This is a genomic window from Citrobacter sp. T1.2D-1, from assembly GCF_950098555.1.
In the GTDB taxonomy this organism is placed as follows: Bacteria; Pseudomonadota; Gammaproteobacteria; order Enterobacterales; family Enterobacteriaceae; genus Citrobacter_A; species Citrobacter_A telavivensis.
In genome coordinates this window covers 1-18609 of the sequence record NZ_CATNHH010000013.1, presented here as the reverse complement: position 1 = coordinate 18609, position 18609 = coordinate 1, and the positions used below count along the sequence as shown (strand labels likewise).

Annotated in this window: 21 protein-coding genes; 8 read left to right on the top strand and 13 right to left on the bottom strand. The window is 53.1% G+C overall.

Going from position 1 to position 18609, the window contains the following annotated elements; all coding sequences use genetic code 11:
- The first annotated feature begins 1 nt into the window (after nucleotide 1).
- From trbC to QQZ17_RS13730, 3 genes are all read left to right on the top strand, one after another.
- Nucleotides 2–2290 carry an F-type conjugative transfer protein TrbC gene (gene trbC / locus QQZ17_RS13740; RefSeq protein WP_048242233.1) on the top strand — a complete coding sequence of 763 codons (2289 nt, stop codon included), beginning with the start codon at nucleotides 2–4 and terminating at the stop codon, nucleotides 2288–2290.
- Entirely contained in the window at nucleotides 2287–2910 is a 624-nt protein-coding gene (locus tag QQZ17_RS13735) for a hypothetical protein (protein WP_048242235.1), read from the top strand. The genes trbC and QQZ17_RS13735 overlap by 4 nt, the downstream gene beginning before the upstream one ends.
- A 71-nt stretch (nucleotides 2911–2981) precedes the next feature.
- The gene (locus tag QQZ17_RS13730) at nucleotides 2982–3269 is read left to right on the top strand and encodes a hypothetical protein (protein WP_048242237.1); all 288 of its coding nucleotides are present in this window, start codon (nucleotides 2982–2984) and stop codon (nucleotides 3267–3269) included.
- A gap of 137 nt (nucleotides 3270–3406) precedes the next feature.
- Here the strand turns inward: QQZ17_RS13730 and QQZ17_RS13725 are convergent, their stop codons facing one another.
- Complete coding sequence (locus QQZ17_RS13725; RefSeq protein ID WP_048242238.1) at nucleotides 3407–3697, bottom strand: hypothetical protein; 291 nt, start codon at nucleotides 3695–3697, stop codon at nucleotides 3407–3409.
- 193 nt (nucleotides 3698–3890) lie between these two features.
- On the opposite strand from QQZ17_RS13725, the gene QQZ17_RS13720 reads away from it, so the two are divergent.
- The 4 genes from QQZ17_RS13720 to QQZ17_RS13705 all read left to right on the top strand — a co-directional run bounded on the left by QQZ17_RS13720 (nucleotide 3891) and on the right by QQZ17_RS13705 (nucleotide 6234).
- On the top strand, nucleotides 3891–4865 hold the full coding sequence (locus QQZ17_RS13720; protein ID WP_152400177.1) for a hypothetical protein: 975 nt from the start codon (nucleotides 3891–3893) through the stop codon (nucleotides 4863–4865).
- Between the two features lie 51 nt (nucleotides 4866–4916).
- The gene (locus QQZ17_RS13715; protein ID WP_048242242.1) at nucleotides 4917–5252 is read left to right on the top strand and encodes a hypothetical protein; all 336 of its coding nucleotides are present in this window, start codon (nucleotides 4917–4919) and stop codon (nucleotides 5250–5252) included.
- Between the two features lie 150 nt (nucleotides 5253–5402).
- The gene (locus tag QQZ17_RS13710; protein WP_048242243.1) at nucleotides 5403–5705 is read left to right on the top strand and encodes a hypothetical protein; all 303 of its coding nucleotides are present in this window, start codon (nucleotides 5403–5405) and stop codon (nucleotides 5703–5705) included.
- Between the two features lie 37 nt (nucleotides 5706–5742).
- Nucleotides 5743–6234, top strand: coding sequence for an nSTAND3 domain-containing NTPase (locus QQZ17_RS13705; RefSeq protein ID WP_152400174.1), 492 nt, complete (start codon nucleotides 5743–5745; stop codon nucleotides 6232–6234).
- Between the two features lie 211 nt (nucleotides 6235–6445).
- Here the strand turns inward: QQZ17_RS13705 and QQZ17_RS13700 are convergent, their stop codons facing one another.
- The 4 genes from QQZ17_RS13700 to mobA all read right to left on the bottom strand — a co-directional run bounded on the left by QQZ17_RS13700 (nucleotide 6446) and on the right by mobA (nucleotide 10349).
- Complete coding sequence (locus QQZ17_RS13700; RefSeq protein WP_048242244.1) at nucleotides 6446–6976, bottom strand: type II toxin-antitoxin system YafO family toxin; 531 nt, start codon at nucleotides 6974–6976, stop codon at nucleotides 6446–6448.
- Nucleotides 6977–6982: 6 nt separating this feature from the next.
- Nucleotides 6983–7123, bottom strand: a complete 141-nt coding sequence (locus tag QQZ17_RS13695) for a hypothetical protein (protein ID WP_172740680.1) — start codon at nucleotides 7121–7123, stop codon at nucleotides 6983–6985.
- A gap of 169 nt (nucleotides 7124–7292) precedes the next feature.
- A complete protein-coding gene (locus QQZ17_RS13690; RefSeq protein ID WP_048242245.1) occupies nucleotides 7293–9992 on the bottom strand; it encodes a relaxase/mobilization nuclease domain-containing protein in 2700 nt (899 codons plus the stop codon).
- A 21-nt stretch (nucleotides 9993–10013) separates the two neighbouring features.
- Nucleotides 10014–10349 carry a plasmid mobilization protein MobA gene (gene mobA, locus QQZ17_RS13685; RefSeq protein WP_048242246.1) on the bottom strand — a complete coding sequence of 112 codons (336 nt, stop codon included), beginning with the start codon at nucleotides 10347–10349 and terminating at the stop codon, nucleotides 10014–10016.
- A 230-nt stretch (nucleotides 10350–10579) separates the two neighbouring features.
- Here mobA and QQZ17_RS13680 point away from each other — a divergent pair, with 230 nt between their 5' ends.
- A complete protein-coding gene (locus tag QQZ17_RS13680) occupies nucleotides 10580–10888 on the top strand; it encodes a hypothetical protein (protein ID WP_048242247.1) in 309 nt (102 codons plus the stop codon).
- Nucleotides 10889–10979: 91 nt separating this feature from the next.
- Here QQZ17_RS13680 and QQZ17_RS13675 read toward each other — a convergent pair whose 3' ends face one another.
- The 8 genes from QQZ17_RS13675 to QQZ17_RS13635 form a co-directional block, all read right to left on the bottom strand.
- The gene (locus QQZ17_RS13675; protein WP_053071112.1) at nucleotides 10980–11546 is read right to left on the bottom strand and encodes a DUF5983 family protein; all 567 of its coding nucleotides are present in this window, start codon (nucleotides 11544–11546) and stop codon (nucleotides 10980–10982) included.
- 81 nt (nucleotides 11547–11627) lie between these two features.
- On the bottom strand, nucleotides 11628–11870 hold the full coding sequence (locus tag QQZ17_RS13670) for a hypothetical protein (protein ID WP_048242248.1): 243 nt from the start codon (nucleotides 11868–11870) through the stop codon (nucleotides 11628–11630).
- Nucleotides 11871–13354: 1484 nt separating this feature from the next.
- Nucleotides 13355–13681 (bottom strand): theronine dehydrogenase, encoded by a 327-nt coding sequence (locus QQZ17_RS13660; protein WP_048242250.1) that lies wholly within the window; start codon nucleotides 13679–13681, stop codon nucleotides 13355–13357.
- Nucleotides 13678–14406, bottom strand: coding sequence for a plasmid SOS inhibition protein A (locus QQZ17_RS13655; protein WP_048242252.1), 729 nt, complete (start codon nucleotides 14404–14406; stop codon nucleotides 13678–13680). Before QQZ17_RS13655 ends, QQZ17_RS13660 begins: the two co-directional genes overlap by 4 nt.
- A complete protein-coding gene (gene psiB, locus QQZ17_RS13650) occupies nucleotides 14403–14837 on the bottom strand; it encodes a conjugation system SOS inhibitor PsiB (protein WP_152400188.1) in 435 nt (144 codons plus the stop codon). Before psiB ends, QQZ17_RS13655 begins: the two co-directional genes overlap by 4 nt.
- A 40-nt stretch (nucleotides 14838–14877) precedes the next feature.
- Nucleotides 14878–16926: a ParB/RepB/Spo0J family partition protein gene (locus tag QQZ17_RS13645; RefSeq protein WP_048242256.1), complete on the bottom strand. Its 2049-nt coding sequence runs from the start codon at nucleotides 16924–16926 to the stop codon at nucleotides 14878–14880.
- Between the two features lie 74 nt (nucleotides 16927–17000).
- Nucleotides 17001–17243 (bottom strand): DUF905 domain-containing protein, encoded by a 243-nt coding sequence (locus QQZ17_RS13640; protein ID WP_048242258.1) that lies wholly within the window; start codon nucleotides 17241–17243, stop codon nucleotides 17001–17003.
- A 54-nt stretch (nucleotides 17244–17297) separates the two neighbouring features.
- Nucleotides 17298–17840 (bottom strand): single-stranded DNA-binding protein, encoded by a 543-nt coding sequence (locus tag QQZ17_RS13635; RefSeq protein WP_048242259.1) that lies wholly within the window; start codon nucleotides 17838–17840, stop codon nucleotides 17298–17300.
- Between the last annotated feature and the right edge of the window lie 769 nt (nucleotides 17841–18609).

Here is an 18609-nt window from a genome sequence, read left to right as displayed (position 1 = left end):
AATGCAGAACACTCCCGTTAACCAGGCGATGATAAACCGGAACGCCTGGGGCTCCCCGCTGATTGAGCTACTGCGTGATCATCTGTTGTATGCCGTCATCATGGCGGGCAGCATGGTGGCCGGTTTCATCTGGCCGCTGTCCATTCCGCTGTGCCTGCTGCTGGCCATCGTTGCCAGCATCAGCTTCAGCACCCACCGCTGGCGCATGCCGATGCGTATACCCCTGTACCTTCACCGGGTGGATCCGTCGGAAGACAGGAAGGTGCGCCGCAGCCTGTTTAAAGCCTTCCCTTCCCTGTTTCAGTATGAAACCCTGCAGGAAAGCACCGGTCGTGGAATATTTTATCTCGGGTACCAACGGCTTCGTGACACCGGGCGTGAGCTCTGGCTCTCTCTCGATGACCTGACCCGGCACGTCATGTTCTTCGCCGGGACAGGCGGCGGGAAAACCGAGACAATCTACGCCTGGATGCTGAATTCATTCTGCTGGGGCCGGGGATTCACCTTTGTCGATGGCAAGGCGCAGAACGACACGGCAAGGACGGTCTGGTATCTGGCTCTCCGCTTTGGCCGCGAAGACGATGTGGAATTCATTAACTTCATGACTGGCGGGATGTCACGCAGTGAGATAATCCACAAGGGAGATAAAAGCCGGCCGCAGTCCAATACCTTTAACCCGTTCGGCCTCAGCACCGAGGCCTTTATTGCCGAAACCATGCAGTCCATGTTGCCCACCAATGTTCAGGGGGGCGAGTGGCAGTCCCGGGCCATCGCCATGAACAAGGCGCTGGTTTTCGGCACCAAATACTGGTGCGTGCGGGAAAACAAAACCATGTCACTGCAGCTGCTGCGCGAGTTCATGCCGCTGGAGAAACTGGCCGAACTCTACTGCCGTGCCGTGGATGACCAGTGGCCGGAAGAAGCTGTCTCTCCACTGCATAATTACCTGGTGGATGTGCCGGGATTTGATATGGCGCTGGTCCGCACACCATCGGCCTGGACGGAAGAACCACGCAAACAGCACTCCTATCTGACCGGTCAGTTTCTTGAGACATTCAGCACCTTCACGGAAACTTTTGGCGATATCTTTGCGGAAGATGCGGGGGATATCGATATCCGCGACTCCATTCACAGCGACCGTATCCTGCTGACGCTGATCCCGGCCATGAACACTTCCCAGCACACCACCTCCGCACTGGGGCGTATGTTTGTCACCCAGCAGAGCATGATCCTGGCCCGCGACCTCGGGTACCGGTTGGAAGGGCTGGACACCGAAGCGCTCGAGATAACAAAGTACAAAGGCCAATTCCCCTACATGAATTACCTGGACGAAGTCGGTGCTTTCTACACGGAACGTATTGCCGTTCAGGCCACTCAGGTACGTTCACTGGAATTCGCGCTGGTCATGATGGCACAGGACCAGGAGCGTATTGAAACTCAGACGTCTGCAGCCAATGTCGCCACGCTGATGCAGAACGCCGGCACAAAGATCGCAGGGAAGATCGTCAGTGAGGACAAAACTGCGCAGACCATCAGTAACGCTGCAGGCAAGGAGGCCAGGGCCAGCATGCTCAACCTGCAGCGGCGTGATGGCGTTATCGGGACGTCATGGATTGATGGCGACCACATCAATATCCAGATGGAGAACAAAATCAACGTTCAGGATCTGATGAAGCTGCAGCCCGGTGAACACTACACGGTGTTTCAGGGTGACCCGGTCCCGGGAGCCTCGTTCTATATCAGTCCGGAGGAGAAGAGCTGCAACATTCCGCTGGTCATCAACCGCTATATCACTGTGAATCCACCAAAGCTGGAACGACTGCGCAGACTGGTTCCCCGGACGGCACAGCGTCGTCTGCCAACACCGGAGAATGTCAGCCGGATCATCGGTGTGCTCACTGAGAAAACCTCCCGTCGGCGTAAAAAGACAGACACAATGCCCTGGAAAGTGATCGACACCTTCCAGCAGCGGCTGGCCAACCGTCAGGAGGCGCATAACCTGCTGACAGACTTTGACATGGATTTCGCGGGGCGTGAAAAAAATCTGTGGGAAGAGGCGCTGGATACCATCCGTACCACCACCATGGCCGAACGCACCATTCGCTATGTCATGCTCAACCGGCCCGAATCTTCCGCGCCTTCCCGGGAAGATGACGCGCCAGCCCCCAACGCTCTTCTTAAAAATCTGACGCTGCCTCCGGTCACCCATGTTCCCGTTGTCAGGAAAAGGAATGATGAGCCCCCGGTACAAGCTCCCCCGCCCCTGAACCAAATGGAGTGGCCTGAATGACAGTACCGACCATAAAAACAGGAACGTCGGATTATGAGCAACTTTGCGTCCTTATCGCATTCGAAAGCCAGATGCTCTGTCTCCTGGCGGAACATCGATGGGGGATACTGACCGCTTCAGATGCAGAACTGGTCGCCTGGGAACTGGGATGGGAACACGCCAGCGATATATCTGACTTATCACTCTCCTGCGCTGACGTCCTCTCGTCCATCAACGTAATGGGAGAAGAACTGCTTCCGGGTGGATGGGTTGATGCAGTGCAGACCGGCAGTGATGACCGCATCAGGTATGAACGACATTTCAGGAAAGCTGAGGAAAAATACCCTGCCGGTGACAAGAACATTGAACGCCATAACATGACGTTCAGGCGATTGTATGGCTCGCCGGATGACTCTGCAGGCTATGTCTTTATACAGACGGCTTTGCCGCGTAATGCAAACTACTGCGTCAGTCAGACAGACAATGATGAAAAGGTCATCGCTGTTCTGGACTCCCTTAATGATGCGATAGCAGTAGCACGCTATGCCGCATCTCATGATGGTGGTTATGGTGATGTCTGTATCGCAACATCAGACCACCCCACCACACATTCGGACTTTGAAAGCTGGTTTACAGACTGACGTCGGTCCGGATATTTCCGCGCGTTCTCCCTCGTTCACAATCCTCTTAACGGGTTAAACAGGATCATTCCATGAAAAAATTACTTTTAGCTCCCCTGCTTTGCGTCCCTACACTGGCAATGGCCATTCAGCCGGTCTCTGACACGGAAGCGACAAATCAGCTCCGGCTGATGAACAGCCAGCTTGAGTTGATTGCCAGTACGCTGGCCAGCAATCAGCAAAAAATATTCACCTGCACTGATGGAGAGAAGATCTATACGGTCGGACTGGATATTACACGCGGTGCTTCACAGTACAGGTGCATACTGAAAGGCAATCATGCTGAATGGGAGCGACAACCCCGGCTCTCGTTGAAGTAATAAAAGACCACATTGTGCACTGTTGTGTTACCCAAAAGACCGGATAACGGCTGGATGCCGCCAGCCGTTCCGGCAGATGTTCGCTTCAGAATGGTGGTAACACCGGAGAAACTGAAGAAATCAGGCGCACGGCGCAGTTAACCAGACACCTGCTGCGCACCGTCACTTTCCACGTTTTCCGTTATACCGAAAAATTCTTTCAGAGTGACATCATGCAGGGATGGCAGATGCGCCACGCAAACGCCAAGCATATCGGTACCAGGATTAGATCGTGACGGGTTAAGGCGGTTAGCAAAACGCTGCAGTTCCGATCTTCCTGGCTCAGTACCATGAATGGCCACATACAGTTCCCGGAGCGAACCTGCATTTTTGATGGCATCCGTTGCGGCTCTGATGTACTGCTCACCGGCCTCTGTCTTTTTGGGCATGTCCCCTCCTGTCGCATTCCGAAGCAGGATACTCCCCTCTCTTTTTTATATCAAAAATGATTTGCATCCGCTGGAGAGTGCGGAATAATAACGCACATCAAAGATGATATGCACCTTTAACAACCATCACTCTGTGTCATTTTTCACACACTACCGGCGGCACGAAACACCACGGTATTACTGCGAGGTACAGATGCATTTTTTTAACACTATAGTCGACATTCCACCTGCAGAAGACCGACGGTCTGGTTTTGAGCAACACATATTACAATGGGGATTCTCTGTCTTACGCGATGAGTGCGGACAGTATGCCTCTGAAATCACCCGGGCGGCCTGGCTAGGTTTTTCACTTTATGCCACATCACTTACCGATGACGCACTGTCGCTGACGCCGGATGAGCCGGTTATCCCGGAGACAGACAGCCCGCTGGCTGATTTGTCGGTTCTGTCACCGGAACAGTTTTTTAAAGGACACCGAACAGAAGCCACGGCAAACGTCACCACCACGCAAACGCACACCGTGGATCTGACAGAAGAGGAACAGCGGGACATAATTGAAAGCCGCCTCCTGCAGCGCGCATTCAGTGACAAAAACGGTCATGCCTCGAAAAAAGAAGCCATGAAGCAGGCCCGGCTCATCACGGATGAATACCTCAAACCGTCCTGGGTATATAAAAATAACGATCAGTATTATGTTTCCACCCACGGTTTTGACCTCTCCCGACGCCCTGACGTTACCATCACCCAGTCTCAGGTTGACGCCCTGCAGAAAGTAAAGGGAATGCCGGAAACCGGCCAGTCCCGCGATCTGGAACCCGGCGTGGTGGCCCGTTTCGGTTATAACGGCCGTATTTTCCAGCAATGTGGCCGCTACCTCGACGCAGTTGATGTCGTGGAATGGATAGCGGTACAACAGCGTCCCGCCATTTTTATCAGCATTCCGTCTGACTACAGCAGTGAGCGGAAGATGCACATTGACAGGATCAGACGTGAGCTTCTTGATTACCACGACATCATCACCGCATATCGCTGGGTGACAACAGACACGGTCGTTATGGCCATCAGCCACCATGCCGCAGGTATACACGCCCGGGATCAGGTACAGAATCCCTGGTGGCTCCTCCGGGCTTTCAACCGTCCCAACTCCCTGGTTTTTGGCAGGGGCTGAACAACAAATACAGACAGTAACTTCCATACCCTGAGAGTGAGGAAGGATGCAATGAAATCTAACAGACGTGAAGGTTGCTCAGAGGAACTCCGGTGGCTGATCCATCTGGAAAGTGAGCTGGTGATGACCGCCGCATATCTTCGGGTATTCGGTTCACTTCCGGAAAGTCAGAACAGTACCATCATTGCGTACTGGGCTGGCTATGAATTCACTGTCCATGGGCTGGAGCACCGTGAGTGGCATTCAGCAAATTATGCGGATGTGGCCGTATCAGTACGCGCTATGGCTGCCAGCATTAATGAGCAGGAGTGGACAGACGGATGTCAGCAGGCTGAGTATGAACTAAGTCAGCTTACGTCCTCACGGTACGCTTTTCTCAAAAGGTGAAACAACGCTACGACCTACCATTTTGGCTGTGGCCCTTTTTAGCAACTTTCTGGCGCACTGCAACTCACCAGACCTTTCGTCACTGAATATCCGTAACCCTTGCCTGGCGGGGCAGAACGCCTGCGCCATCTTAATAATTAAGGAGAAACCATGACCCGTTATATCCAGTCAGTCCCCTGCAATAAAAAACTGTTCCACGGTATCCAGGTAATTACCGGTTTTATGCTGGCTGTTGTTTTCAGGAGCATTACGCATCTGCCAGCGGCGCTGCTGGCCACCATATCGGTAATCATACTGCTGACCGGTAATGAGCGTCTGTTATCCGTACCCGCTGAATTATCATCAGCCTCCCCGGACGCCATCATTATCATGCTGAAGAACATGCTGTTATCAGCATGGTCACTTGCCATTCTGTTAACGTTGGTGGAGCGCCTGTACGGTTTGCATAACTGATGACCGATATCATCCATTTATTAACAAGGAAATAAAAATGCCCAACAAAATGCATAACTCAGGTGTAGCTACAATTTCTGCTCCTGAATTTGTTCTCAGAAATTTAAAAAAGAAAAATAAAATAAACAGAATTCTTCGCTCAGGAAAGATAGCCGTTATTATAGGTGAGCCAGGGACTGGAAAAACATTATTAGCCGAAAACTGTCTAAGGAATCACACATTCATTAAACCAACAGAGCGTGATCATCAAAATCGCTATATTTTATCAACCGAGGTAGCACACGATAAAAAAAGTGCGTTAATAATTGATGATGCTTTTCTATTTAATAAGGAAAGTCTCAAAAAGTTTGCAGAGTATACCTGGGGAAAAAGGATAAAACTCATTATTACCGCCAGCTCTCCGGAAGATATACCGGGGATAGAACCCATTGCTGACTATATCAGACTCGAAATCCCTCCGGTAAACGTGCGTTCTCCAGACAACAACAAAGACAACACCTTCCAGCTCGACCTTCCACCCAACTTTTAATTAGCAAAGAATAATTTGTTGCGCTGGCAGGATAAATAAACCGTTGGCAGTACGTATTTCGGGGCGACGTGAATACCAGCACCGGATGAAAGAACGCGACACCCCGAGTATCAGTAAAGTAATAAAAAGGCCGCATGATGCGGCCTTTTTTGTTTCTGAGTCCGGACACAATTCACCTAAAAGAGATCGGATAGAGGTAGTTAATCGCCTTTTATATCTGTCCTGAGAGTATGCCTGCTCGGTAAGCGCTGGCTCGTTCGACCAGATTTTTCATGTTTCCGTCTTCGTTCTGGAAATCATGGCCATCGGGATCTAACACAAACTGGAGGATGAAAAAGTGATGAATTCCCTGAAACTCAAAGTAAGAGTAAAACAACAATGTGTCGCAAACCCTGCGTGACTGCGCCTTGCTAACCCAGGCATCCAATTCCTGATCCGTTTTCCCATCAAAAACGTGCACATGATGCAGTTTTTCTTTTTTTGCGCCAGGTTTGGGGAAATGGTTAGGTTTATCTTTACCAAAAAGATCAACTACAGACGCATACTCCATCTGTATGTGATTTTCCGGAGCAGGAATGTTGCCGAGGTCAGCACTTTCAGTCTTGTAATCAATGAATGCTGAATAAGCCTTCTGAAATCCGGGCAAGGTATCTGGTGATAATGCGAGCAAGGCATCAACATCAAAGACAAGTTGATGCCCCTCTTCTGAAGTGGACTGCCGATGGAAAACGCTCCCTGTCATTATGAATCAAACCTGAGACGCTTTACGCTCTTTAGCCGGAATTTCAGAAACGGGAACACGCAACGCCCGCACAGCCGCAGCCATAAGAAACATGTCTTCACGACTGGTGCTTCTGGCCTTAGGATTTTGTTTAACAGCTTTTTTCATAGTACCTCCTGATGGACGGAGTCCAAATCAAGGTGTATGCATGCCCATTCTTTGACTGACAGGGCAACTTTTAAGCAATAATAGCACACCTCATGGCTCAGATACCATCCCCCGGCGTCTGACGGTACGTGGACCAGCGTTATTAACTAGATACCATTTCACCGCCATGCTAGAGAGGCGATGGTGGCTTCCAGGTCTGCTTCGGTTCATCCCGATCATACCGGGAATCATTACCCTGGCCCGACATACCCATAAACTGTTGTTCGCTTTCAACACGCAACCTGTCGATATCGGCTCTCGATATCCGGTATTCATCACCATCCTGTCGGTTAACATTGTGCCAGGCCACCATTTTCGCAAACGCCTGGTTAAACTGCTCATTGTCGCCCTGTGGTGACATTGCCACGTCCGGAGAACGGCTGAACAAAATCGGGGACACCTTAACCATATTCCGTTTCAGCGTGTCGTAATCACGACTGTTCCCGAATATCACCCGATCGCCATAGTCCGTGCAGATATGTTCCCCGGTTTCTTCATCGCGGAACTGCACGCGGCCATTTTTCTGCAACGCGGCCTTAAGCCCCGGAACACCGGCATAAACTGGCGTACCACCAGGCTCACAGATCACCACGCAACGTTTATCTGTGGTCACTTTCACTGCGTCGCCCCGGCGATCGCGGTAATCCCATCCCCTCAGCTGCGATATCGCAGCCTTGTCCCCTTTCAGGGCTTCCACCTCCACCCACTGCCGGTACGACGGCGGATACCATTTCCCTTCACCGATCAGCTGTAAACGCTCATCCTTCATCGTCTCTTTCAGTTTAATCAGCGCTTGCATGCGCTGCACTTCCGCAATATGGTAATGCAGCTTACGGATCAACGGATCACGGTACTGCGCCCGGATATACGCCTTACGCCGGCGGCACATCTCATGAATATCCTGGTAGCGTTCACGACCGCGCAGATCCGGCTTACGCCAGTTTGCACGCCACGCCGCATAACGCGCTTTCAGATCTTCACGCGCAGCTGCGCGCGCTTCGCGCCGCTGGCGACGCAGTTCAGGGTCGCGTTTCATGCCCGGTATATCCCTGTCGCTGACGGCCAGCTCCGGGTTATACCGGCTTTCTGGTGGAACCCGTTTGAAGATATCTGCAGGAACAGGCCTGAATGCGCCGGCATGAGGCTCTGCCCGCGCAAGCGTCAGATCCGGATGCACATGGCTCGCCTTCACCGGCGTCTGCTCATGATTGTACGCATCCATCACAACCAGTCCCTGATGCTCCCGCATCAGCAACAGCCCCTGTCGTGCAAACTGTTCATGACAACGTTCCCAGGTGAACTGACCTGTTCCGATAAGCGTCTCAATTTCCTGACGGCAGTGTGAGATTGCGTATCCCCACAGGCTTTCCTTATCCGAGAAAATCTCACGTTTCAGCGCCCCCTGCGGACCTGAACCTGTGCGCAATTTACGCCATTCCCGATCGGAAACCGGAGTAGCTTCCAGACCGCCGCCGGTGAATTGTTCTGTGGGTGTCACCTGCCGGAAAATGTCTTTCGGTACCGGCTGCCAGCCACCTTTATACGAGTCAAGGATCGCTTTCGTTAGCGCAGGCCACACACGTTCTGCCCTGACTGGTGTTCGGGTTGGATCATATCCATCACAGATAACCAGTCGGTCATGTTGTTCTTTCAGATACAGACCAGACTGTGCCAGAAGCGTATGTACAGACTGTATAGTTCGCTGCGACGGGTCCTGATCAAGTGCAATCAACGGCGCGCGTAAACGGGCGATCGCATAGTCGGATAAGGATTCTTTCTCTGTCATACGTTCAGGACGCGACGGCACAATAACCTTGTCTGGTTCGTAACGACCAACAGCCGGAACTTGCGCGAAAATATCCTGTGCAGGTGGAATAAACTCACCCATTTTACGAATAAGTTTATCGGTATCGAAGGCGTGACCAAATGTAGAAAGCGTAACGCCAGGCCGTTCACTGTTCCAGCCATCCTTTACTTTAAGCTCACCGTTATCCGCTGACAGGAACAAACCTTCTTTCGCAAAGCGCTGATGGAGAGAGGACCAGTCGGTCACAGGGGATTCGCGTAAACCGGCAATTGTCGTGTCGGCAATGTACTCTTTCAGACTCTGGTTACGCCCCCGAGTCCAGGCACTTTGACGATCGCGTTCAACAGAAGTACGGCGAATGATACGATTATCAGGCGCGATCACATAGCAACCATTATCAGGCGAGAAACCATGCTTCAGCTCCAGTTCTCGGCAGGCCTTATGGAGTTTTTCCTGGCTGTAGGAAAGCCAGTTAAGATAGCCGGTTTCAGGATGAACACGGTTCACTGCAACGTGGACATGAAGATTATCTGTGTCCGTATGTATCGCAGCAACGAACTGGTGGTCGCTCATACCCAGTCTTTTCAGTGAATGTCTGACTGAGTCATAAACTTGTTCAGGACGCGGACTTTCGTGTGATTGCCATGAAAGAAGATAATGGAAAACCGGATCGCTGTTGTCATGCGCATACCTGGCTTTCTGCGCAATAAACTCCATCTCTTCTGCGGCGGTTTCGATGGACGTGCAGTTATGAAAGCATGTCACCCCATAGAAATTTACCCACTCACCGCCGTCCGGCATTACATCAACCAGGGAGACAAAGGACTCATCCCGCAGTTTTGTGGCGTAATCCACAAGACGGGAAAAACGGCTGCGGTGCGGCATTTCCGGTTTCATTCCGGATGCTTTCACCGCTTCCATTAGATCATCATCCCGTTCTTCATCACGCACGGAAACATAGGAGACCAGGTCCACAAATGAGGACTTGCCATCTTTACGTTTCGGTGGAATGACGGCGATCATGATGCTCTTCTTCTCTCCGCGTTAATCGTTGCTCATCAGCTTTTTTCTGAGCGTGGTGGACAGTTCTGTTATTGCTACAAGGACCGTGGAGTATTCTTTATCCCCCACTCGCTTCCCTTCAACAAAAAGATGCTTTTGCAGTCTCCCCAGCCTCAGTAACTCCGTCATAAAGCTGTCATCGATGACCGGAGTAACCTTTCTGTTCATTGCGGCGTTTCGGATATAAGCCGATACGCTTTGCCCAACCGCTTCTGCTTTCTGTTCAATCTCTTCGATTTCATCTGGCGTGAATCTCAGGGTCTTGATAACGGTTTTCTGCCGTTTATCACTTCCCCTTCGTGATGCTTTGTCGCTCATGCGTGCTCCTTACTCGGGTGTCGGGGCGGAGCCCTGACCAGGTGGTGTTTGTAATATCGTGCGTGCGCGGTATTACAAACACACATCCTGTCCCGTCTTTAAAATCATTATACGCTTCGCTGATAGTTTCGCCTAGTGGCGATTTGACGGCATCGGCAGTGCGGGGCACTGCCACTTTCATGCAGGCAATGTTATGATTTGGATGACAATATTCTCAAAGAGGAATGAAGATGAGTAAGAAGGCATTTTATTCAGATGAAGATATCGAACAGGCAAAATCTGCGCTGGCAGGATTGCCGGATCTGACACCACAGCGTAAATCACAAAAGGAGTTTCTCGATGCAATCCGTGATGATCTTTTAGCTCTGGTTAAAACGAAAGGTTACACGGTCTCTGATATCAGGGAGACTTTAAAAACAACGGGATATGAAATCAGTGAAAGGGCGCTTCGTGAAATCGTCCGTGATGCCGAAAAGAACAAATCAGCACGTAAAAAGCGCAAATCAGCCATAAGTTCTGCATCCACAGAAGCGAAGTAATATTTGCACGCTGAATACATGATGCACTTATGTAATTTTTATCTGGCTGAAATCAATTTTCAGCCAGGCTTTCAGCATGATGAAATATTATTTACCAGTTAAACGTCGGCACGTCTGCCAGCATTTCTCCCCATGATGTAAAATGAACCATACTGATATCAGCCTTTATCATAGCTGTGTAAATCAGCATTCTTGCCGCTTTTGAAATACCATGTCGCTTCAGTACCAGAAGCGGATAGCTGATGGCATCAACACGGATGATGTAACCCAGATCGGATTCATGGATCCATTCGCTTTCGTACTCTGTGTGGCATAGTTCGCTCAGAATATCGCTGTCCCGTCGCGTAATATGACTAAGACTACATTCCAGTACAGAACGTATCACTCTGTTACTCAACTCAATGCGTTCACCCCATCCCAGCGAAGTGATAACGTTTTCCCACGTCCATTCAGGGACATCAGGAACCTTAGCATTGATCTGTTGAAATGGCAGATTAAGTACCGCCGAAAGATTAACTCCTGATGCAATAATACGCGGGTGAGGTTCACTGGCGTAGCAGGTGGAAATCAGTTCTCCGTTCACATAGAGAGCTTCATCACCGTTATCCAGTCGGATACAGGTGACGCCATGAGGCGCGCGGGGGATGTAGTGAGGCATGTTACGTTCCTTGCAGAAGTGTGCCGGAACATATTCCGGCAGTGTGTTATTGAATGCCGCCCCGCTGCTGGGCGGTGGTTATCAGGCATACACGCGGAAAAGTTCCAGCATACTCTGGACGAGCTCCCGTTCAGCCACGTTAAGAGCGGATATATGGACGGGCTTCTGAACACGTCTACAACGAACCAGCGATGCACCCGGCTTTTTCAGATGCGGCATAATAGCGTCAGGCTTCAGTGTTTCGGGGATTTTCAGTGGGTGACAGGTTTTAGCTCGTTCCTTTACAAAATATTCGCAACAGGTGACGATTAACGGGTCTTTCATAGTGTCTCCTCAGAGTCATTGTGATAACGAACTGTTACAGCAGCCTGTGTAAACAGATATGGCACTCACGCTGCTTTTTTATTGCCTGTATTCCGGCATCTTCTGCCGTCGCACTTTTCCGTTTTCAGGCAATGAGTGAAATTCCCTCATTACGCCAGTGCCCTGACAGGGCGGCGATGGAAAACAAGGGTGGAGGACAGATTATTTGGAGCCTGCGAGAAAAAATCTGACCGGAAAGCGCGAGCGGCCCTTGCTGAACGGAGGCGCTCTGTCAGAGTGCATAAGTAATGAGAGGCTTTCACGGCAGAAACGGACTGGACGGCAGAAGATGCCGGTTAATCCGGCGTTCTCTGGCGACCGCCGTGGCGGTCAGTGGAAGCGGCGCTGACGGAACGGCAGCTGCAAGCGGGTGGGGTACAGGCATCGCTTGCTATCCGAATGGACGGAGACGCATGCGGCTCCGCATAGCGCGGTGACCATGCGGCCACCACGCGAAGTGCAGGCGACGACACGGCAGCGACGGGGAGCCGAAGGTGCCCGGATGTTCGTCAGGAGGACAGACATTTCGTCGTCATTTATCATCAAAAATCGACTAAAACAAGAATATAAAAAAGTGCAGAATCTGCACTTTTCTTATGTGTGCATTTTGGAAATAATAAATCTAAAATAAGTGCAAATTCTGCACTTATTCAGGTATGAAAAATGACTGGTTACGAACTGCGCTTATGGCGAAAAGGAATGAACTGGAGCAGTGACAGGGCGGCCGAAGAGCTGGGGGTCAGCCTGCGTACATGGAAAGTTTATGAAAAGTCAGAAAAGGTTACACGGGTCGTAGAGCTGGCGACCATAACGCTGTCTCTCGCAGCAGCACTCCCCTACTTTGAACACCGGAAAACCTCTAAAGAGAGGATTGTAAACAGGATCCAGACGCTGACCGGGTCGGCAGGACTCAGAGGGAGACAATGAGCGCCTCGCAGCTCTTTATCAGGCGGCGTTCATAAACCCGCGCTGAAGGGATAGCGAATTCAGGGAAAGGTAACAATATTCGGGATCAGCGCTGTGGCTTCCCGCCAAAACACCCAGGTCGGTCAGAAGACGTTGCCGCCCAGCTCCGCAGGGGACTTTTCATCCTGGTTATTCATGAATGCGGTTGCACCAGAAGAGGAAAAAGGGACTGCCAGCGAACCGGCAATCCCTTCATAAAGGCGCTTTGGGCATGTCAGACATCATCAGCCCCTGAATGGCGGGGGTTAGCTACTTAGCGTACTTCGTGGCAGTTTCATGGCCTTCTTTGCCTTGCGGCATCTAAGAGGCTATCCTGATGTTGTCTAGGCATAAGGTGGCCTCATGGGTTAATGAAAATTAACTACGGGGCTTTCTGCCACACAACACGGCAACAAACCACCTTTACGTCATGAGGCTAAAAGCCTCAAGAGCCATCGCCATTATACCGCCCACGATACTGACTGACCAGGTATGCAGCATTACCACGCTGATTTTCCGCGAAAATAATCCGGGCGGTTCTCCAGTTCACGCTCGATGAGTTCATCAGCAAACAACGGCGCGATACGGTTTACACGGCGTTCCAGATTTCGCCTGCGGACGGCAGCTTTCCGTTCATCGCTCCAGCGTCTGACCTGTCTCTCATCCAGAAAATCCACGCATACCGCATATCCCGCGCCAGCCACCCATCGCGACATCACGGACTCGGGCGCCTGCTGACCAGCCTCCACGACTTCAGATACCAGTTCATGCGGACCCGGACACGGCGTGCGCGGTAACTTCCATCTGAGTGAATAGCGCCACTTCATCCCCGGCTCCGGTCCGTCAGCTTGTTCGGAACCAGCCAGCGTTCAGCCTGCCGCACATGTTCCGGGGTATCCCTGACGATAAACCGGATTTCATGAATGACGCCGTACAGCGGCTCTCCGCTGTCGCGCAGCCAGTCCAGCGATTTCAGCGAGGAAAACCGCGTCCGCCATTGCCAGAACCCACGCTCCAGCTCCCGCGCGTCAAACTCGTCAGCCCAGCGCCGATACCAGGTGTGGACAGTTTCCGGTGACTGAAAATTAAGTTCTGTCATGGCCTGTCCCAGCAGGTTCTGGCGCAGCAGCCAGGTATGTTCCAGCGCCCTTTCCTCCCGGCGCATTTTACGGGTGAAAGCAATTTTCTCGCGCTGCATCCGGCGGTCCGTGCGCGTGTGCATCACCTCCGGGAACAGTTCGGCCAGAACATCCGTGGATAACGGCAGCGGGCAATGTTCCCCCTTGCTGGCAATCAGGCGATCGAGTGCTTCTTCCACCTGTTTGAGGCTGGTCATTCGGTTCTTTGGCTCCCAGTTCAGACCAGGAATGCGCTGCGCCACCGCTGTGTTAATCCGGCTGCTGCCTGTCAGCATGCGCAAAAAGGTGCGCACATGTGGCAGGGCTGGCAGACGAGCCCCACGGTTGCGGGACTCTTCTACCGTCATAATGGCCTGTAATGCCGCCTGACGGGCTGGCTTCAGCGTGACAAGGGCGTGTGATGAGTGGATCATGCAGCCCCCTCCATTACCAGGATACTAAGAATGCTGGCCTGACTGTAACCATCGGCATCGAGGCTGGCTACCAGACTGAGTGTATGAGTGATGGCCTCCGGCGACCAGGCGGGTAGCGTGCTGATAATGGAGAACGGGCGACCGCTGACCGGAATAAAGACCACCATCCAGGACGGGCTGATATCACCGGGACTGCATACCGCGATGCTGAAATTGCCGTGGGATGGCGTGAAACGGATCTGTACCGGGAAGAAACCGCCAAACTCGCTGCGGTACTCGCCGTTCATGTCCCAGTCTTCGGGACACGTCAGATCACGCATCACGGCATGAGTCAGTTCGCGGCGTAAATCTTCGCCACCGTCCCGCCAGTCTTCATATTCCTGGGGGATCATGGTCTTCAGTACTGCGGGGGTGATTATGTTACGCATTATAGTCTCCTTAACACCGCCCCCGAAGGGGCGGCCTCCGTTATCAGGCTGCATCGGGCAGGGTGTGGTGGCTGTCTGCATCAGAAGCCGTATCGGGTGCATCAGCACTGCCTTTTTCGGTATCAGACACGTTGTTTTCTGCATCAGACGGGGCTTTTTCTGCATCAGGGGCGCGCATCCAGACAGGCACCCAGCGGGTGTCCCGCATTTTGTCCTCTGCCAGTTCAGCCGCATCGTCTTTCTTCATCTTCTCTGCGTCCCGCGCCGCACCTGTCAGGTTGGCCTCGTTCAGCGCGGCGATGATTTGCGGCTTTTTAAGGCCCGTGAAGAAATCGGCTTTCGTCGGCTGCCACCAGTCGCGCAGGTGGAAAGCGAGGGCCGTTTCCAGCGTATCGAGCGGACTGCGGGTGGTGCCTCCGGTGCCGCGCGTCTGCATACCGTCAAGACTGCATGCCGTGCAGAAACTGAGCAGGGCGCTAAGGTCTGTGGTGCTGAGGGTAAAAAAGGTGGTGAAGTCCTGTTTCCAGCCCTGCGGCGGCAGCAGCGCTTCCAGCCGTTGCCCTTCCTGCATCAGAGCCAGAAACGCCACGCCCTCTTTACCGGACGGGGCAACATTCGTCAGGGAATAATGCTTACAGTCCAGAGAGATCTGCGCGGGTCGGTTATACGCGCCGCTGCCGAACACGTTCAGGCAGAGTGTCCATGCCAGCAGGGCGACGGATTTTTCCGGCTGCTGCATCAGTGCCGCCTGGACTGCCAGCGTCCGTTCCGCACACATTTTTGTCAGCAGGGGAACACTGATTTCGTCCACTGGTTCAGGCTGACGTTCATATGTCTTAACCTGAACATGTTCTTCTTCCGTTTCTGACGTTTCACGCAACATCACGCCGCGCTGGACACAGATTTCACCGTGACTCCATGACACCACCACGCCGGACTGTGCGCGCATTTCCGGCGTCCACGCCCGAAGCTGTGCCGCGCATTCAATGGCCTCCATCTCTGACTCCATCGCGTCGGTTTCATCGCTGGCGGTCTGGTTCTCGTCATACTGATCCTGCAATTCATCCATGCGCTGCTGTTCCTGCTCCGTGTAAACCGCGTCAGGCTCATCCTGAATACGGTACACCGCGCTGTCCTCGCCGTGATAACTGACCGCCTCCATGCGTCCGGTGGCCCATGCCCAGCCCTCGGCCTCTTTCAGGCACTCCGCCGCCACCTGGAGTTTTTCCAGCAGGGCCGCATCCAGCGCCAGTCTGTCCACAAAACCGCCCTGCTCATCGCTGAACAGGTCAGCGCGGATTTCTTCGACGGAGAATGCGCTTTCCCCGACAAATGCATATTTGCTGTTGTTGAGAGTGGGAACCTGACTTTCGGTGATCAGGTTACGGATCACACGCACTTCCGGTTTATTGTTCCAGCTCTCACGACAGGCCGCTTCATAGACCTGCACCTGACGGTCAGTGTTATCTTCCAGCGCCAGCGCCTGACAGTGTTCTGTGGTAATTTTGTCCTCAGCCAGCGCCTGAAGAATGACCGGAGCCAGCCCTGCCAGCTTCAGCATGCGCTGGACGTGCTTCACACCGTAGCCCAGCAAATCACCGATTTGCGCCGGAGTTTTCCCTTCTTCAGCCAGTGAGCGGAATCCGGCGACCTGTTCGGCAGGGTGCATTTTCTTGTGTCTGCCATTTTCAGTGAGGGAGACAGCCCTTGCCAGTTCACGCGGCACCGCTTTATAAGAAATCCAGACGTTTTCAGGATCTACCTTGCCTTCCGCGACCAGCAGCCCGATCGCTTTTGTCCGGCCGCCGCCACATACCACTTCCAGCCGACCATCGTCACATTCCACCACCACAAGGTTATGGATCTGCCCGACCGCATGAATACTGTCGGCATACCCCCTGATTTCTTCCGGCGTGTGCGGGATGATGCGGCAGTTCAGTTCCCCGATAAAAAGGCGGGACCAGGCGGTGTAACGGATGGGGGCGTTATCCAGTGCGGTAACCAGGACATCTGATTGTGCGCCCTCTTTGCGCGCAGTCGCTTTGGGACTGGCTTTTTTGGTTTTTTTTGCATTAGACTCGGTGACTGACATAGTTAATACCTCTCTGATATTGATGATTGTCCGGCCCTGCGGAGTTACCGCTCCGGCAGGGCACCTCTTACTGCTTACTGCGTGTTACGGATGCCATAATCCCGGATGTAGCGGTTGATCCAGTACTCGCCACCCGGTTCAAAATTCCATGTACGCCAGACCATTTCCCCGTTCTGACGAACCACCAGGCGAAAGTGCGTCCCCTGATCGTCTTCAATGGCGACATTCTGATACTGCGCTGCCACCGCTTCGGCCTGTTCGCGGGTGAACGTGCCATCAGGCAGGGATTTCAGGGGGGCCGCCGTGTTGTCTGTCATGCTGTTTCTCCTGTAACAGCCCCGCCATCCGGGGCTTTAATGAAAACCAACTGCTCAGAACGGTATGCTATCGTCGAAGTCATACGCCGGATCGGGTTGCGCTGGCGGCTGCTGCGCGGCAGTGGTGTTTTTGCCTTTTGCGCCCCTGCCCCGACCTTTTGCCCCGCCGGACGCTGCCGGAGGTGGGGTTTGCGCCGCCTGTTGCGGCTGTCCGCTGAACTGCTGACCACTCTGAGGCTGACTTTCACGGCGACCGCCCAGCATCTGCATGGAGCCGCCCACGTTGACCACCACTTCAGTGGTGTATCTGTCCTGACCGGACTGATCGGGCCATTTTCGGGTACGCAACTGGCCCTCGATGTAGACCTGAGCACCCTTGCGCAGGTATTCACTGGCGATTTCCGCGAGTTTTCCAAACACGACAACACGGTGCCATTCGGTGTGTTCGCGCATCTCCCCGTCCTGTTTGTCACGCCATGTTTCAGACGTCGCCAGGGTAAGATTTGCCACCGCGCCCCCGTTGGGCATGTAACGCACTTCAGGGTCCTGCCCCAGATGACCGACCAGAATGACTTTGTTAACGCCTCGTGCTGCCATGATGAATCTCCTTAATCCGTTGTTTTGCTTTTAAAACCATCACCCGTTGAGTTTCGGGAGCCGCGGTTTTGACGTTTGCGGGAACCTGCTGTTTTGTTCCCTCTGGTATGACCTTCACCCGTTTGAGAACCTTCGCCGCAAGGGGCATACCGGCCACGGCATGGCGCATCTGTCCGGGGCAGAACGCAAAAGTTTTTGTCCGCCTGCGGGCAAAAAGTTTTGTGGGCTGTTCATTTCACCCTGGACAGTTAATGCGACAGGTTGTGGCTGTATCAGCCCCCGGCGACAGGGACTTAAACGGGGGAACGGTGCCAGGTACGGCAATGAGCAGGGACCCGCCGCAACGACGGAGCGCGGCACGCGAAACGGCGTTGCGCCTTACAGCCCGGCAGCTTCACCGCCGGGGTGCCGGAAGCGCAGGCCACGGCGCGCCAGGGGCGGCGCGGCCGGAACGGCCGCTGCAAGCCCGGTGTTGACGTTGCGACAGCCTGGGATGGAAACCCGCTGCCCCGGAGGGGCCGGGCAGAGACAGCGCAGCTGGCTCGGTGCGAAGCATGACAGCCCCGGTTCCCGCCAGGGAAGTCGCCCGGCGTCAGCAAAGCCAGAGAGGAAATATGACTGACAGTGATAAGCATCATCAGCGTAAGCGTCAAGCCACTGCCGCCTGTTGCGATTACTAACGATTGACGATGATAGAGTCCTCTTATTAACGTTAATGGACTCTATCAATGTCAAACACTCTTCAGCCCCGCAGGGCGCGGGCGTCCTA

Bases quoted from the DNA above. Each gene is read 5' to 3' on its own strand.
- trbC (WP_048242233.1), top strand. From the start codon at position 2: ATGCAGAACACTCCCGTTAACCAGGCGATGATAAACCGGAACGCCTGG.
- QQZ17_RS13735 (WP_048242235.1), top strand. From the start codon at position 2,287: ATGACAGTACCGACCATAAAAACAGGAACGTCGGATTATGAGCAACTT.
- QQZ17_RS13730 (WP_048242237.1), top strand. From the start codon at position 2,982: ATGAAAAAATTACTTTTAGCTCCCCTGCTTTGCGTCCCTACACTGGCA.
- QQZ17_RS13725 (WP_048242238.1), bottom strand. From the start codon at position 3,697: ATGCCCAAAAAGACAGAGGCCGGTGAGCAGTACATCAGAGCCGCAACG.
- QQZ17_RS13720 (WP_152400177.1), top strand. From the start codon at position 3,891: ATGCATTTTTTTAACACTATAGTCGACATTCCACCTGCAGAAGACCGA.
- QQZ17_RS13715 (WP_048242242.1), top strand. From the start codon at position 4,917: ATGAAATCTAACAGACGTGAAGGTTGCTCAGAGGAACTCCGGTGGCTG.
- QQZ17_RS13710 (WP_048242243.1), top strand. From the start codon at position 5,403: ATGACCCGTTATATCCAGTCAGTCCCCTGCAATAAAAAACTGTTCCAC.
- QQZ17_RS13705 (WP_152400174.1), top strand. From the start codon at position 5,743: ATGCCCAACAAAATGCATAACTCAGGTGTAGCTACAATTTCTGCTCCT.
- QQZ17_RS13700 (WP_048242244.1), bottom strand. From the start codon at position 6,976: ATGACAGGGAGCGTTTTCCATCGGCAGTCCACTTCAGAAGAGGGGCAT.
- QQZ17_RS13695 (WP_172740680.1), bottom strand. From the start codon at position 7,123: ATGAAAAAAGCTGTTAAACAAAATCCTAAGGCCAGAAGCACCAGTCGT.
- QQZ17_RS13690 (WP_048242245.1), bottom strand. From the start codon at position 9,992: ATGATCGCCGTCATTCCACCGAAACGTAAAGATGGCAAGTCCTCATTT.
- mobA (WP_048242246.1), bottom strand. From the start codon at position 10,349: ATGAGCGACAAAGCATCACGAAGGGGAAGTGATAAACGGCAGAAAACC.
- QQZ17_RS13680 (WP_048242247.1), top strand. From the start codon at position 10,580: ATGAGTAAGAAGGCATTTTATTCAGATGAAGATATCGAACAGGCAAAA.
- QQZ17_RS13675 (WP_053071112.1), bottom strand. From the start codon at position 11,546: ATGCCTCACTACATCCCCCGCGCGCCTCATGGCGTCACCTGTATCCGA.
- QQZ17_RS13670 (WP_048242248.1), bottom strand. From the start codon at position 11,870: ATGAAAGACCCGTTAATCGTCACCTGTTGCGAATATTTTGTAAAGGAA.
- QQZ17_RS13660 (WP_048242250.1), bottom strand. From the start codon at position 13,681: ATGAAGTGGCGCTATTCACTCAGATGGAAGTTACCGCGCACGCCGTGT.
- QQZ17_RS13655 (WP_048242252.1), bottom strand. From the start codon at position 14,406: ATGATCCACTCATCACACGCCCTTGTCACGCTGAAGCCAGCCCGTCAG.
- QQZ17_RS13645 (WP_048242256.1), bottom strand. From the start codon at position 16,926: ATGTCAGTCACCGAGTCTAATGCAAAAAAAACCAAAAAAGCCAGTCCC.
- QQZ17_RS13640 (WP_048242258.1), bottom strand. From the start codon at position 17,243: ATGACAGACAACACGGCGGCCCCCCTGAAATCCCTGCCTGATGGCACG.
- QQZ17_RS13635 (WP_048242259.1), bottom strand. From the start codon at position 17,840: ATGGCAGCACGAGGCGTTAACAAAGTCATTCTGGTCGGTCATCTGGGG.